14 protein-coding genes are annotated in these 16061 nt (G+C 35.2%); 13 read left to right on the top strand and 1 reads right to left on the bottom strand.

Translation table 11 applies throughout. The features are described 5' to 3' along the window. Positions 1-251 precede the first annotated feature (251 nt). The 4 genes from AC58UW_RS02185 (at position 252) to AC58UW_RS02170 (ending at position 7752) form a co-directional block, all read left to right on the top strand. The gene (locus AC58UW_RS02185; protein WP_497419082.1) at positions 252-1187 is read left to right on the top strand and encodes a YxiH-YxzG fusion protein; all 936 of its coding nucleotides are present in this window, start codon (positions 252-254) and stop codon (positions 1185-1187) included. A gap of 17 nt (positions 1188-1204) precedes the next feature. Beyond that, on the top strand, positions 1205-2530 hold the full coding sequence (locus AC58UW_RS02180) for an SMI1/KNR4 family protein (RefSeq protein ID WP_497419081.1): 1326 nt from the start codon (positions 1205-1207) through the stop codon (positions 2528-2530). A gap of 103 nt (positions 2531-2633) precedes the next feature. Next, a complete protein-coding gene (locus tag AC58UW_RS02175) occupies positions 2634-6794 on the top strand; it encodes an AAA domain-containing protein (protein ID WP_497419080.1) in 4161 nt (1386 codons plus the stop codon). Positions 6795-6867: 73 nt separating this feature from the next. After that, positions 6868-7752 (top strand): hypothetical protein, encoded by an 885-nt coding sequence (locus AC58UW_RS02170; protein WP_497419079.1) that lies wholly within the window; start codon positions 6868-6870, stop codon positions 7750-7752. A 168-nt stretch (positions 7753-7920) separates the two neighbouring features. Here the strand turns inward: AC58UW_RS02170 and AC58UW_RS02165 are convergent, their stop codons facing one another. Beyond that, positions 7921-8265 (bottom strand): helix-turn-helix domain-containing protein, encoded by a 345-nt coding sequence (locus AC58UW_RS02165; protein ID WP_497419078.1) that lies wholly within the window; start codon positions 8263-8265, stop codon positions 7921-7923. Between the two features lie 168 nt (positions 8266-8433). Here AC58UW_RS02165 and AC58UW_RS02160 point away from each other — a divergent pair, with 168 nt between their 5' ends. From AC58UW_RS02160 to AC58UW_RS02120, 9 genes are all read left to right on the top strand, one after another. Further along, positions 8434-8766, top strand: a complete 333-nt coding sequence (locus AC58UW_RS02160; protein ID WP_497419077.1) for a nucleoside triphosphate pyrophosphohydrolase family protein — start codon at positions 8434-8436, stop codon at positions 8764-8766. Continuing rightward, a complete protein-coding gene (locus AC58UW_RS02155) occupies positions 8763-9044 on the top strand; it encodes a TniQ family protein (protein WP_497419076.1) in 282 nt (93 codons plus the stop codon). Before AC58UW_RS02160 ends, AC58UW_RS02155 begins: the two co-directional genes overlap by 4 nt. Positions 9045-9350: 306 nt before the next feature. Then, complete coding sequence (locus tag AC58UW_RS02150) at positions 9351-10457, top strand: hypothetical protein (protein ID WP_497419075.1); 1107 nt, start codon at positions 9351-9353, stop codon at positions 10455-10457. 594 nt (positions 10458-11051) lie between these two features. Further along, positions 11052-12002: a caspase family protein gene (locus tag AC58UW_RS02145; protein ID WP_497419074.1), complete on the top strand. Its 951-nt coding sequence runs from the start codon at positions 11052-11054 to the stop codon at positions 12000-12002. A 37-nt stretch (positions 12003-12039) separates the two neighbouring features. Beyond that, positions 12040-12450 (top strand): TIR domain-containing protein, encoded by a 411-nt coding sequence (locus tag AC58UW_RS02140; protein WP_497419073.1) that lies wholly within the window; start codon positions 12040-12042, stop codon positions 12448-12450. Between the two features lie 85 nt (positions 12451-12535). Beyond that, positions 12536-13405, top strand: coding sequence for a type II toxin-antitoxin system PemK/MazF family toxin (locus tag AC58UW_RS02135; RefSeq protein ID WP_497419072.1), 870 nt, complete (start codon positions 12536-12538; stop codon positions 13403-13405). A gap of 86 nt (positions 13406-13491) precedes the next feature. After that, entirely contained in the window at positions 13492-14406 is a 915-nt protein-coding gene (locus tag AC58UW_RS02130) for an MvdC/MvdD family ATP grasp protein (protein ID WP_497419071.1), read from the top strand. A gap of 1 nt (position 14407) precedes the next feature. Next, positions 14408-15556, top strand: coding sequence for a hypothetical protein (locus AC58UW_RS02125; RefSeq protein ID WP_497419070.1), 1149 nt, complete (start codon positions 14408-14410; stop codon positions 15554-15556). A 7-nt stretch (positions 15557-15563) separates the two neighbouring features. Beyond that, positions 15564-16019, top strand: coding sequence for a hypothetical protein (locus AC58UW_RS02120; protein WP_497419069.1), 456 nt, complete (start codon positions 15564-15566; stop codon positions 16017-16019). Positions 16020-16061: the final 42 nt, after the last annotated feature.

Raw genomic sequence — 16061 nt, 5'->3', positions numbered from 1 at the left:
AACGGTTGATTATAAAGTGAATGTCAGTTTCATTATACGATTTTATAATGACTATGATAAATTTTGTACAACAAGAATATAGAAATAGTATAGTAAAGGATAGCAAATGGCTCTTGTCGAAAAATTATATACCAATATTTTCAATTGGAGGAAGCCACTACTACTACTACTAAACAATGCAGGTTAATATTTAGAATATATACGACAAAATTTCTTGGAACGACTGAACATTAGATTAAGGAGCAAAGCGAATGAGCAAATCAAGAAAAGTGACCTTATCCCCTATACAAGATATATCAGAATATGCGAAACATAGTAAAATCGTATCCTGCTCTCAAGGACCTCATGTTAATGAATATTATATCTTATTTATTGATGAGGAGCCTCAGAGAATCAATGGGATGTTTGTTCAATCCAAGACCGAGAAGCCACATGATTATAGAGTACTATCCATTAATAATGATATTTACACTGAAGTTTATTTACCAAAACAAAAATATAATTACCACTTTGTTCAACCTATAGGTGATGATCAGCTAATTCTAATCGGGGCAAGATGTAGGCATTATGGTGGGGTGAATTTCGAAAAAAACGGAAAGATCATAGATTATTACGGTGTGAAGATTAATGAGATTCTATTGGGGGATGGAATACAAACGATCCAATCTACGAAGAATGGGAATCTATGGACCGGTTATTTTGATGAAGGCGTGTTTGGTAATAATGGCTGGAGTGAACCAGTAGGAGCACCGGGATTGGTTACTTGGAATCGTAAGGGTGAGGTTGTTTATAAAAATACCTCATTTGATATTTGTGACTGCTACGCTTTAAATGTGATTAGCGATGACGAAGTATGGTTTTATTATTATACTGATTTCCAACTTGTACGACTGTACCAGCAACAGCTCGAGAAATACAAACCTAAGATATCGGGGGCAAGCGGATTTTTAGTTTATCGCAGTTATTTTTTGTTTGATAAGGGTTATGGCAAGCATAGCAGATATGTTTTACTCCAACTGATAAGCAATGGACAAATGAAGGAATTATGCGAAATTATCTTGGTTAATGAAGCAGGTGATCTTTTCCAGTCTTCCTGTCGAGATTTTAGAAGGGACACTTTACTAATCACAGAGAATCATTTGATTTATCGATTTAGTTTAAGTGATCTTGTACGAACACTAGTTTAGATAAAATGGAGGAAATGATGAATCAATTTATACAATATCGAACTAAATGGGAACAAACTCAAAAGAAAATTCATTCAATTAAAGGTAAAGCCTCTCCTTTGATCTTAGAGCCTCCTGCAACAATAGAAGAAATTGGTCAAATTGAAAATAAACTTGGTTACAAATTACCGGCAAGCTTTCGAAATGTTTTGATTCAATACTCAAAACATGTTTACTTTCGCTGGACGTTTCCGGATAAAACGATAGTTCCTAATAAGTTCAAGGAGATTTTTGCTGGTGAATTAGGCTGGAATACGAAGTGGGTCGAAGATTTGACATCTATATCAGATGATATTGGGAACGGTTATGGTGAATGCTTAAGAAACAAGTTATCTTTCTTCCAGGTCGGTAACGGAGATTACTTATGTTTGGATATGAGTATAGAAACGGCGCCAGTTGTTTATTGGAGCCATGAGGAAGATGAAATCATTTACATTGCAGATTCATTTGAAGACTACATTAGAAATGTTACTGAGATACAAAGTGTAGGTTCGGAAATATGGCAAATTGATTATTTTCTGAATTCAAAAGGTTTGGATCCTTATTCACACGCTTCCTTGGAGTGGATAAATTGGTTCGATTATTTGACTTCCACGAAAATAGAGGATATTTCTCACTCTGTTCCTGAGTTACTTAAATATATTTTAGTAAGAGGATCAATCGATGAAATTTTGTCTGTTCTAAAAATACATAGCCCTATTGAAGTTTTTGATAATATTCTTTCAAAACTTCCAACTGCTGAACCTGACCAGGTCAACGCTTTATGTACTACTATAGGTGAAGTGCTAGACATCAACGCCGCAGCTTGGGTTAAACAGCTTTGGAAAACCGAGGTCCCTTTCTTAAATGGATATCAACGTTCCTACCTAACCTCCCGTTGCATCCCATTGGAAGAAGGGCTTTCGTTAGTCTTTAACTATTTAGAACAGAATTATCCAGACCGTATTCCCTCTCCTGAAGCTAAGCAGCACTTAATCTATTTCCGATCTAACCACGTGATAAAGTGGATGTTAGATAAAGTCACACTACCAGTTAATATCGGATGGGATACCTTGTACGCTTTCTCAGAACCTGAATGGAGCGATGTTGTACAATGGTTCAACTTAGAACAATGCCATCAGATGACTGTACTTAACGCATTGCATTTGATTTACTGTAAAGAGAAGGGCAAAAACGAACAATTGAGCGTTTTTCATAAGCCTTCTATTAAGGAAATGAAGAACTTTTTAACAAAAATGAAAGCTAATGAAATTTTCCATAACAAGAAAAAAATTTACGATGAGATTATTAATTGCTTATTATGAGACCTTAGAACCAAAACAAGGATGCCATTCGTTGTAGAAAAACTAATTAGCAACGAAATAATCCAACATATGATAAAATATGAGTGAGAACAAAGACCTAACTATGATTACGGAGTGGAAAACCATGATTAATGAGATAACACAGTCGAAGGAATTCCTTTCTGAATTGGCTCGATATTATATGGCCTTCTTAGAGTCAGATTTTTCGGGTAGGTCCGCACCGAGTCGCAAGATTGGTGCGGAACCCGATTCGGAAGTCCATTTATCGGACTATCCAGGCGTAAATGAGATGGCTCTAAGGGCTCTGCTATCCCATTTCACTTATAATCCATTTGAAGCGATTAACCGGGACTCTGCAACAGTTCGTATTCCCGAAAATATTAGAAAACAAGCAGTAAATGGAATCGATGAAGATATCATAGATTTTGTGTCGTTTGAATCGTACATTAATCGTGAACTGCGTAAGCATAAGTTGCCAGGGAAATTTAAGATTGAACAACTGCTTGATGCAGTCCCGGAACCAACAATCTCCGATATAGTCAGTTTTTTGGATGAATATCGATTGGCTGGATTATACGAAGAGCTATATGAGCTTTGGAAAAACAAACTCCTGACGGATAAACATGAGTTTTACCTATATTTCTATGACATCTGTTATGAGGAGCAGCGGTACCCTATCTTCTATATCCCACTTTCAGTTGAGCAAAATGATCAAGGTATCTTCTCGCTTGAGTTTGACCCGGTTTTGCTCATTAATAAGAAAGCTATTGAATATATAACGGGAAAATATGCGGAAGAACAAAAAAAAGATTGGCAAGTTGAGCTTCCGCCGCGGCATATTTATTTGGCGAATTTTCAAAATCCAACGGAGTTCGTTACTTATTTGCAAAGCATATTAAACGAATTAACCAATTTCCTTGGGATTCGAGCCGTTGACCTTGCCTCCGCTAAGGATTCAGGATTGAAAAATAAAACTGGTAAATACGAGATTACGAACCAGAGTTACCTCGTGCTTGCTGATAAGTCGGATGAATCCTTGCTAAACGATTATGAGGAGCTGCTGACACTACTTCAATCCGGTGAGAACTCAGAAGCATTGGAACTGTTTAGCAAGATAAGTGAAGACTTCCTTGTTCGCAATCCAAAATCTTTTGCTAGGGTCATTGAAGACGATTATGAGAATCAGTCTAGTAGCGAAAGATTAAGCTATTCAAGTCCTATTCCTTTGAATAAAGAGCAAATCCAAGTGCTCAAGTCCATTGATACGGAGGGTTGTGATCGAATTATAATCGAAGGTCCTCCTGGTACAGGGAAGAGCCATACAATCACAGCAATAATTTTTAATGCTCTCATGAGTGGGAAATCGGTTCTGATGGTCAGTGACAAGAAAGAAGCACTAGATGTTGTCGAGGACAAGATCAACTCTGTGTTGGATAAAATGAAGCCGGATGATTTCGTTCAAAACCCGATTCTGCGGCTTGGCAAGAAGGATTCAAATTTCGCCGGTATCTTCAAAACCGTGAATTATGAGAAAATCAAAACCCGTCATGGGGCATATCGTAGACATAAGGAACAGATTGAGTCCGAGATTAGAGAAACCCATACTAAAATTAAGAGTGATATTGAACGTGAAATTGACTCACAGTATTTCCTCCACTCGGATCAAGTTCAAAAGTATGTTTCCTATGAATCGATATTTGATCAACTTTGGAAAAATCGGTTGAATTTAGATGAGATAAGTGATGGTAAGAAACCACAGAGACTTTACGATCTGTGGAATTCGTTATCCATTATTCTTAATCATTTGGATCATCTAAAAGAGTCAAGTAAAATCAAATTTCAATTTAATGGCGTAACATTGGATATTTGGAGATCTAAGCTTGAAGAGCTATTGAGAGAACTGCAACCAATACAAACAAGTTTAAATAAGGCACAGAATAATTTCAAGTTTCATCGCGTTATTGAAGCAGCTAAAGTTCAAGTTCTTGAGCAATCTTTGAAAGAGCTTGAGGACATACGAAATCCTTTGTTTGGATTTTTATTTGCAGGTAAAAGGGTTAGAGCAATGGAGCAACGACTATTCGAAGAGTTTTTCGGCGTTGAGCCATTTTCCTTGAAGGCTGAACGGGCTACACTTCAAAACGAAAACCAATTCTATAAACAGCTTTCAAAGGTAGAACATAATTGGGCCACAGAATCCCTGGATCTTTTCAAAACAATACGTGATGGATCTTTGTCAATAGTTATCGGGCAATTAGAGGATATTGTTACTCAACTCCGTGAAGTGGAGAAAGTGAAAAAGGAACTAATGAAGTCTGTACAAGCTCTCGGGATGGAATCCGATCAGTTGGATAACGAGAAGCTCTGGTCTTTTGCCAGAACTACTGAAGATGATATCAAGAATGTCGTTTCATACCTGCAAACCCATTATTTTATTAACCAAGACAAGGAGCCTTCGGCTAATCTTTACGTAGAGCAACGGGGAACCTTGGAGAATAGGCTCATCTTAAAGATGACCAATATTTTGGATGATAGTGTAGTTCAATTTCGTGAGAATTATAGGAATGATGCTGAAGAACTGCGTAAAATCTTTCGAGCAAAGAAGAGAATACCCAGACATTTGCTGAATCCATTGGTGCAAGCTTTTCCTTGTCTCATTGTTGGAATTCGCGAACTTGGAGAATTTATACCTTTAGAGGCTAATTTATTTGATGTGGTGATTATAGATGAGGCTTCCCAGGTAAGCATTGCTCAGGCTTTCCCTGCCATTATTCGGGGGAAGAAAACAGTTGTTCTTGGCGACACTAAACAGTTTGCGAACGTGAAGTCGCACAATGCTTCTACTAAAGTTAACAACGTATTATTCAATCGAGTGCGGGATGCATTTAAGAAGGATGTTATTTATCTCCCAGAGTCTGAACGTGAGAGTCTGGAACTGAAGATTGATAATTTTAATATTAAAAACTCGATTCTCGATTTTATGAAGAATATCCCTAATTACGAATGCAGCTTGAAGAAACATTTCAGAGGCTATATCGAGCTCATCAACTATTCAAACAAGAACTTTTACCAAGACTCCCTTCAAGTGATGAAGATACGTGGCGTTAGTTTGAACGAAGTGTTGCAGTTTCATGTCATACAGGCAGATTCACGTAACGAAAGGATAAAAAACACTAACACAGATGAAATCCATTATATCCTTGGAGAGCTTGAGCGGTTGAAAAAAAACAATTATCAAGGAACGGTTGGAATCCTAACGCCCTTTACCAATCAGCAGAAGCTCCTAACAAGCAGGATTTTGGCTTCAAAAGATTGGGAGTATTACATGGACAAGTTTCATCTTAAAATTATGACCTTCGACTCCTGCCAGGGCGAGGAAAGAGACATCATTTACTACTCCATGGTAGAAAAGCTTGGAGAGGATAGCCTAAAGTACATCTTCCCTGTGCGGCTTGATAAAGCTGCGGAAGAGGAAAACGGGACACTAAAAGCGCAACGTCTAAACGTTGGTTTTAGCCGTGCCAAAGAAAGCATAAGATTTGTCCTAAGTAAGAATCCCGAAGACATCCAACACGAAGCAGGCCGGGTACTTCAATACTTCAAGAATATGTTGGAAGGTCCGGATGCAGCTCTTTTGTTAGAAAAAACGGATAGCAGATCCAAGATGGAACCAATGGTCCTACAATGGATTCAACAAACCAAGTTTTATAAACAAAATAAGGAGTACATTGAGATTATTCCGCAGTTCGATATCGGTAGGTATATCAAGCAATTGGATCCTATGGCTACGATACCGGCTTATCGTACCGATTTCCTGTTAATTTTTCGAAAACCAGGTGATCGGGCACGTACTTCGATTATTGAATATGATGGCTTTGAGTTCCACTTTAAGTCAAGTGCTTTAATTAATGAGTTTACTTACTCCCGTTACTACGTAGAGTCGGATGTTGAACGCCAGAAAACGATTGAATCCTATGGCTACCCCTTCATCCGTCTTAATAAGTTCATTGTTCGTGACAATCCAATACAGTATTTGGATCGTCAATTATCCCGGATTTTTAAAATATCGGAAATTGAAGATGAGGACGATCTGCGCAAGGAAGTCGCGGAAACATACGAGAAGATCGAGAACAAGCAAATTAAAAAGTGTGGAAAATGCGGGCAAATGAAAGATTTATCTGAGTTTTATGATCCCACTTTAGCAACCCAATATGGACGGAACTGCAAGACATGCAAAGGCAAGGAAATGGTACGATACAGATAATACATTTAAACATTAAGCTAAGTTAATTTTTGTTGTTGATTTACTCTTACGAAAGACTAAGGAGTTGATTAAAATGCAAAAAGGTTTATTGTCATCAGATTATGCCATTGAAAAAGAAATTCATCCGTATGATCTAGCTTTTTATCTGTTTTCGATTTCGAGTAATAGAGCAACGGAAATTTTTCCATCAATTCGATCTCTATTGAGTAAAATGAAGTCCGAATTAAGTCCATCAATTAGTGATTTTTATCTTCACTCAGAAGTGCATGCTGCATTACTTAGTTTAGCAACTTTGAATTTTAAGGAATCCATCTATTACGATAAAGTTATTTTTGAATTTAGAAAACTAATTTATCCATTAAGAGAGAATGGAGACTATTTATTTAATCTGTTTTCTAAAGAGTATTCTCTAGCAAATAGTAATAACGAAAATCCATATATTATTATATCTACAACCTTGTTGAAAAGTTTCGAAATCGAACAGAGTCCTGAGAATCTATCATTCATGAAAAATGAAGTTAGCAAGTGGGCTGATAGCAGATACATGGCTAATTTTCAAGGTTACATAATAAACAAGAAAGTTAAGCGCACGACAGTTAAAACTCAGAGGAAATTTCATAGGGCTATGTCTTTTAAGCATTTTAAATCTTTGCTTATTGGGATTGCAGGCATCGTTGTAGTTTATGGAGTATTGAATCTCATTCTTGTCGGCGGTCAATCATTATGGCACTCTGGAGACAATAAAAAGCTTGATCAACTTAAAGCGGAACTTGAAACAGAAAACGTTGAAATAGAACGGTACGAATCAACAGCAAAAACTCGAAATCTAAGCGTTACAGAAATTAACGATTATAAAAGAAAGATAGACGAATATAATAAAAATGTAGAAGAAGCTAATAAGTTAGCAAAAGAAATTGGCACTACATGGTATGTCGTACCAGTACCAGGTCATAAATAGGGTATCTAATTGCTGAGAGAGAATTTTATCGACGCTATAAGTTTCAATCACCATCCTAAACATTTTTCTTTTGATCAAAAATCAACATTCAACGATAACTGAGCCAAACATTAAAATACTAAAGGGCAACTTCACGGGACGTATATGTCCCGTGAAGTTGCCCTTATTCTAATTCTTAAAGACTTCTTTTATAATTGATTTAACTTTTCTGACATCTCTTATATCATACCGCATTAAGATATTAACGACTTCTTGTATTTCCTCTTCCTTATCCGAACGTGGGACATCGATATTTTTGGAATACCTAAATAACTCATGAATATCGATTCCTAAAGCATCGGCAATCTTGGCCAGATTTAACAATGAAATGTTCTTCTCCGCCCGTTCGATACCACCAATATATGAAAAATGAAATCCAGCCATTTCCCCTAGTTGTTCCTGGGAAAGGCCTCTTTCTTTTCGAATGTCTCTAATTCGTGCACCAACGTATCTTAGAATGTTTTCAGACATCATTACACCTCTTATAAGAAGTGTAGACAGTTGTATCTTTAAGAAACATACGTTGATTGTTATCAAAATATAATTTGATACATATATGTATCAAATCTAGCGAATTAGAACATAATGATTACTAGAGAGAATGATAGATTATAAATTTTAACTTTGGCAGGTGAAATACTAATGATTATTCTAGAAGTACTTACCTTAGATTATGGGACAATTACGAGAAATGGGATTGCTTTTAACGGTTTTTATTTTACTGCATCAATTGCAATAAGAGAACAATGGTTTTCTGTAAGTAGTGAATCTGAATCGAGAAGCATTCCTGTATATTTTGATTCGAATGATCCGCAAAGTATTCTATTAGTTGTTGAGGAAGTAGGACTTGTCCGAGCGATTAGGGTTCAGGAGAGTCCCAACATAGAAGATGAAATCTTACAGTCGTATTTTTCGAATTTTAAAGAGCTTAGAAACAGATGGAAGAGTAAAAAATACAAGAGGCGAAGAAAATGATGACTTTTAGAAATTGTCCTGAATTGATGGAACTGGAGAGTCTCGCAAGTTACATATACAGGGTCGCCGAGGCAAATCACTATTCAATTTCCGCGATTGCTTCTGAACTCCAAATTACAATACCTCGCTTAAACAACAACGACTTCTCCCTTGAGCAATTGATGAAGCTTAGTAATAGAACCGGAATTCCAATCGAGTTATTACTTAATCGAAGTGTATATCTGCTAGAAAGATTGATTGACCCTGCCTCATTAAATAAATTCATTTTGAAAAATTGAGTGAAATATTGTCCTGAATGTATTAGAGAATCTAAGCTGCACTATTTATCTTGGAATATTTTGCAGCTGAATATCTGTGTAAAGCACCGAGTACAACTTCTAGAGGTTTGTGTTGCCTGCAAAACTCATATTTCACTAACAAATTTGATGATGGGGTTCTGTCAATGTCGCCATAAATACGAACACGCTAAGTTTAGTGTCGAGCAGAACGAGCTGATTCAAAATTCGCAAACATACCTCCATTCCTCACTATTTCTACCGGAACGAACTCAATCTATCCTTCCTCCTTTATCAGTAAATGACAGCATGATGTTAATTGGCTGTACTTTCTACCTTCTCGAAGGTTTGAAAAGTTATCTGGGCGATGACCAAACGATCAGAGCATTCAACAAAAGAAAGAATGAGAAACGCACCAGTTCTATTCAAGCTCATGCTTACAATAACGTGTTCTGGATGTATTTGAATTTCCCGGATAACTTCTATCGGGTCTTAAATGATTTCCATACAAAAAAGCATCCCTCAATAATGTATGAGCAGAAAAAGCAGTTCGAACAACTGCTAATAAAAGATTCATATTCAGAAATTGCTTCTGCCTATTATCAATATTGGCTTGAAAAGATCGATCAAGGGATTATTCGTCGGGATTTTTCTATTTTTAAAGAGCTACCGGAATTGTTGGAAATGCGTAAGTTTATTCGTAAAGATGAGATAAGAACGTCAGTTGGGATCAGCTATGAGAAGGTCGTTCAATTACATGAACATAAGGAACTCTCAATGAGGATTGAACACGTAGGAAACCAAGTAAAATATCTAGTCGATAAACAGTCATTGGAAGATTTCCAACAGGAAGAACAAAAGTTGATAACGAAAAAAGAAGCCGCGTTAATACTTGGTATTCAAAAAGACTCAATTCCTAAGCTTATTTCTGCTGGCATATTGCAAACATATCGAAAAAAAACGAGTCGAAATGAACTTCTTTCGTTAGAAGAAGTTAAATTGCTGTTGGATGATTGTCGCGGGAAGCTTATGAGTGAAGATATAACAGGAATAATGTTTCACGATGCTCTAATTAAATACTCGGTGAATGGATTGACTATCGTCAGAATCATTGGATTTACGAAAGCTGGGGTCTTAGTACCAATCACACACATGTTAGATGGGACATTATCAGACAACTTTTATCTTGTAGATCAACTTGAAACATGTATCCACATAATAAAAAAGGAACAGATGAATGAACGGGGTTATTACCTATCGGAAGTGTTAAAAGTACTAAAAATCGGGGAGAAAAAAGCTTGGGCTTGGATAAATAGCGGAGTGCTTATCCCTGATAACGTAATTACTTTGAAAGACGGACGAAAAAGATACTTATTTAATAAAAGCAAAATTGATGCAATAAGAAAAATAGGTTAATTCCCATAAAGGAGGGAAAATGATTTGCAAAGAAAACTCCGAGCTCTAATTGGGCACAAGTTATATCTAGGCATGTACTTAAACAAGAGAGCTGATGGGCTTACTGGTGATATGTTCGCCGCGATTCGATTTACTGATAATTGTGATGCAAGTGAATGGTTATTAAACAGTATTTATGCCCCAAAACATGTTGAGGACTACTGTTGTGTACAAGTAGAGATACTTATCAAGCCAATTAATTCGATTATAGTGAATGATTAGTGGATCAATCGCATTTTTTAGTAACCGCATAAATTGTTCTGAAATAATGTATAACTATGCAATTGTATAATGGATGGTTATTATGAGGTGTAATTTAAATTTTAATAAATGGGATATCAAGACTAAACAATGACATTGATTTAATCGTTAATTTGAAACAATTTGGGCAGTTAATAATGGAGTGTATATGAACATCAATGATGGAAGAAAAGTTATAGTGTATTTCAAAAAAAGTAACAGATTCAAACGTTATGAATGGAGGATTTTGGAAGTTAGAGTCGAATAATTAACTTTTAAAAAGAAAAACATCATAATTTTGAAAAGGGTGTCATAATGCGAAAAGCTTTAACAATCGGAATAAATGCATACCCAGGGGCACCTTTATCTGGTTGTGTGAATGATGCAAATGAGATGACAAGGCTATTAGAACGAAATAGTAGTGATGGTTCCCCGAATTTTTCTGTTAGAAAATTAACAGCGCCAAATGAAACAATTAGTAGGGCGTCAGTAAGAAGAGCTATTGAGCAATTGTTCAGCGCTCCTTCTGAGATTGCACTTTTATATTTTTCAGGGCACGGATTAATGAATGCTAATGGCGGTTTTATTGTTACCCCTGACTATGAGGATAATGATGAAGGAATAAATATGGATGAAATCCTAAATATTGCAAACCGTTCAGCGGCTAGAGATAAAATTATTATTTTAGATTGTTGTTATTCAGGAAGGTTTGGTAACCCGGTTAACCAGGGTGGAAATATTGCTCAATTAAGTGAGGGGTTGACGGTTCTTACTGCCAGTAGAGGTTCTGAACCGTCTATTGAACTTAATGGGACCGGCGTCTTCACATCCTTAGTTATTGATGCTTTAGAAGGTGGAGCAGCTGATCTTCGAGGTTATATAACGCCAGGAAGCTTATATTCATATATCGATGAAGGTTTAGGAGACTGGGAACAAAGACCAATATTTAAGACAAATGTATCAAGGTTTACACCATTAAGAAGGGTTACTCCCCCCATTCCTCTTGAGATATTAAGAAACATTGTTGAGTATTTCCCTAATCCAGAAGGAGAACATTATCTCGATCCTTCATACGAATTCAGCAGTAGTCATGCTGATCAGAATAAAGTAAGAATATTTAAAGAGCTACAGCGTTGCGTATCCGTTGGTTTAGTTAAACCAGTAAGAGATGAACATATGTATTTTGCTGCAATTAACTCAAATAGCTGCAAATTAACTACACTTGGTGTTCAATATTGGCGCATGGTTAAGGAAAACAAAGTCTAAAATTTATTTGTTAATTAAATACATTGGAGGTATATTAATGGCAAATCCTAGAGCATTTATAAGTTTTGACTTCGATAATAATGAAACAGAGAAAGTCTTATTTGTTGGACAAGCAAAAAATTCTAAGTCTCCTTTTTCAATTCAAGATTGGTCTGCAAAACAAGCCATGCCTCAAAACATATGGGAAGAAATTGTTGAGGAGAAGATTAAAAAATGTAATATGCTTATTATATTAGTAGGTAAATACATGTCTTCTGCCATTGGTGTTAAAAAGGAAGTTCAAATGGCTACAAGAAATAATGTTCCTGTATTTGGCATATATGTGGGCGGTGCAGATTCATACTGTAACTTACCTGAGGGTCTCCAAAGAAACAGGACAATTCATTGGGATTGGGATAAAATTTCATCAGCAATTATTCAGGTATCTAAAGAGGGTAAGAACAAGTAAGAAGTATATAGTGACAAAGCAACTTAACTACCGTCACAATTCTGACGGTACTTTTTATTTATTATAGAAATAATGAGGGATGAAAATGATCAGGGGTTCGATATATTTTTCAAACTTTAATTCTAATGGCGTTGAAAAAACAAGACCAGTCCTAATATTACAAATCATGGGAGATAGTATAGTAGTTGCACCCATTTCTAGCAATATAGATAAGAAATTGAAAAACCCAAATCATACTTACTTTCTTAAGAAGCAAGATTCTGGATTAAATCGTGATTCGGTTATCTTATTATCTAAAATAGTCACCATTGCTAAAAAAATGCTTTCACGACAAGTGGCCATATTAAATGAAGACATAATTAGTGACATACTATCTCAAATATCTGGACTGTTTGAAAATTCTTTTAGTTCATTTGAGTTGACAAAACGAGCAGAAAACACGTTGGAAAATAACAATGAATCGGCTTTGAACTATATTGAAAAAGAAACACTCAAAACAAAACCTGAGCATTACAATATATTCTTATCTCACAGTTACTTAGATCAACTTGAAATAATAGGTTTAAAAGAAGAGTTGGAAAGGCTCAACTATACTGTATATGTTGATTGGATCGTTGATAGTAATTTAGATCGGAAATTTGTAACTAGAGACACAGCTGACGTTATGCGGCGACGAATGGATAGTTGCGATTGTCTTTTATTCGCTGTTTCTACTAATTCAAAAAAATCAAAATGGATGCCCTGGGAACTAGGGTATTTTGATGGTAGAAAAGGCAAAGTTGCTGTAATACCAATCGCTAGATCATATAGGAGAAGGAAAACATTTTATAAGGGACAAGAATACCTTCGATTGTATGGACACGTCTCAAAAGATAATATGGATGGAGGAACTCTACTCACTATAAATTTAGAAGAGAATAATCCAATGAAATTTGATAAATGGATTAATGAGTAATTTTAATATATTAAGTAAGAAGTTTAGTGATTGAGTAACATACATAAATGAGAAAAATATATTATTATCTTTTCAAGGAGAAAAAGTTGAAGACAATATTGATTTTAACAAGCACTATTGATATAACTGTTGATTACTTAATACATCATTTTGGACAAAAACTTCGTTTTTTTCGAATTAATGTAGATCGATTGAATGAATATCAGTTTCTGGTGACGGAAAAAGGTATTTCAATAACCGGACCTTTGGGAACAATTTATGATTTTGACATTGATTCAATTTATTACCGTAAACTTGCATTCCCTGACTTATCATCTTTTAACCCTTTATTTCAGTCACTTATGCAGAGAGATATTATCAGTTTAATCGATGGGATAGCAGAGACATGTGGTAGAATGTGTTTAACGCGCCCATCAATACTCCGTAAATCTGAAAATAAGGTTTACCAGTTAAAGCTAGCTAGAGAAGTAGGATTTAAATTGCCAACCTCTCTTATAACAAATTCTAACGAATCAGCTAAATCTTTCTGTTTTACTCAGCCTAGCATAGTAAAACCCCTCTCTGTTGGTAAAATTATGACAAAGGAGAGCATTAATTTTATTCAAACAAATTTGGTTGATATGAAGCGACCTATTGAAGGATTGGAATTATCACCGTCTTATTTTCAAGAGTATGTGAAAAAAGATGCTGAATATAGAGTTACAATTGTTGGAGATGAAGTATATGTGGTTAAAATCAATTCATCTAATCTAATCGATTGGAGGAAAAGAGAGGCACGTGTATCTTATACTATTGGAACACTACCATCTGAACTAGTTGATCGCTGCTTTACGCTTATGAAGCAAATGAATCTTCAATTTGGTGCTTTTGATTTTATTTATAGTAATGGAATTTATTATTTTTTAGAGATAAATCCGAATGGGCAGTGGCTCTGGCTTGAACAAGAGCTTGGACTTGGTATTTCCCAATCAATTGTAAAACTACTAACCGAGGAGCAATAGTGTGTACAGATTACCTTTGTGGTTCTATGTAATATCTAAATTACTTTCTTTTTCCCCTTTCTTTCGTTTCATTGATATTGATTGGTTTGGTCAGATTAATCGCGGGTCCAAAAAAATGTGGATTAGTTTTTTCAGTTTTAATTTTGGTACACGTATCTTCTGTTTGGGAAGTTTATTCGTTAATTTAGAATTGATTAATACCTGGTCCCTTTCAGCCTCACGAACGTCTTTTCCATATAGCTCTTTTATGTTTAAATGGGGAAAAATTTTTAATTTAAAGAATATTCAGCCTCGGGTAGATGAAATTGAACTTAACCAGAAACGTTCATTATATGAAACATTCCTAACGACCAAGCAACCTGATGAACGTAAAATACTTACTGAAGCGATTCAGCATAAAATTAATGAATTATACACAGGAAAAGCAAAAACCTTTAATAAGTTTTTAGCTTATCTAGCCATTGTTTCCTTTTTAATTCCAATTTTTGTGCCTTATGTTTTTAAGGTAGAGGCAATATTCACAAAATTATCAATATTAAATGTGTTTTACGGATTTTGTTCAGTGGTGTTAACTTATTGTTTTTTAAATGTATTCTTATTTGTATATTCATTTATACAAGTGAAAAGCCAATATAGATTCACTTTTGGCACTCTTAAGAATTCAACTTCCGTTTCTGATTCTTTTGCTTCAGGGTTATATCACGATTGGTTGGATATTCAAAATCAAAGTTCAATTGAAGTCACTTTGATAAAGAACTTAGAGAAATACTTGATATGTGTTTTCATTTGGAGTATTCTTTTTATGTTCGGAAATGTTTTAGTAAATATTACTACCCCACTTCTTAAGGATAAAGCTTCTGTGCAACAAAACAGTTCCAGAAATAGCATTAAATTAATAGATTTATCAACAGATGACTCGAGTGAACTTTTCACTAGTAATAAGGATTTTATAGATCAGCTTCAAGAAAGTTTATTGATGAATCAAATTAAAGAAATAATTCTTATCAAATCAGTGGAGTCTCTCTCTCATTCCAACTATAGGAGAATGAAGAGTATAATCGAATCTTACAATATACATAATGTTCCTATCATAGAAGTTGATGATTTTTCTGTTCCAAATGTATTAAAAATAATTGTTATTAGGAGGTAAGTTTATAATGAGGTTGCCATATATCGGAACTTATATGGAGTCAATTCCTTTGATTCAAACGAGCTATATATATTCCCCAACTGAACAATTATCCTACATTGATGGAGATTTGATTAAAAAAGTCGTGTCCCTCTCAAACGAACAAATAATAATTACTGAAACTATTGAAGGTTCAGTTCCTGATGAGATTAAATTGCAAGACTCAAGTAGATTGACAGAAAATTCGGAGCAATCTGATCCAGATGAGATTATCATGATATTAAAATCAAAAATAGAAACAAGAACATTAGAGCAGACCCAACCAGATGAAGAGATATTGATGAACAATCAAGGATCAACAAGACAAACCTATACACTTGAACAAACTGATGCAGATGAGTATGTAGAATTTGAATTTCAAGTGTCGACAAGAATTACTAAAACAATAGAAAATAGTGACACTGATGATATTATTGTTAACTAAGTTATTTTAAGTAAGCATCGAGACGGTAATTTATTGCTGATT

It is taken from the genome of Paenibacillus sp. J22R160 (assembly GCF_059692135.1).
Note: the sequence above shows the minus strand (reverse complement) of the source record. Positions and strands in the feature narration are given on the sequence as shown.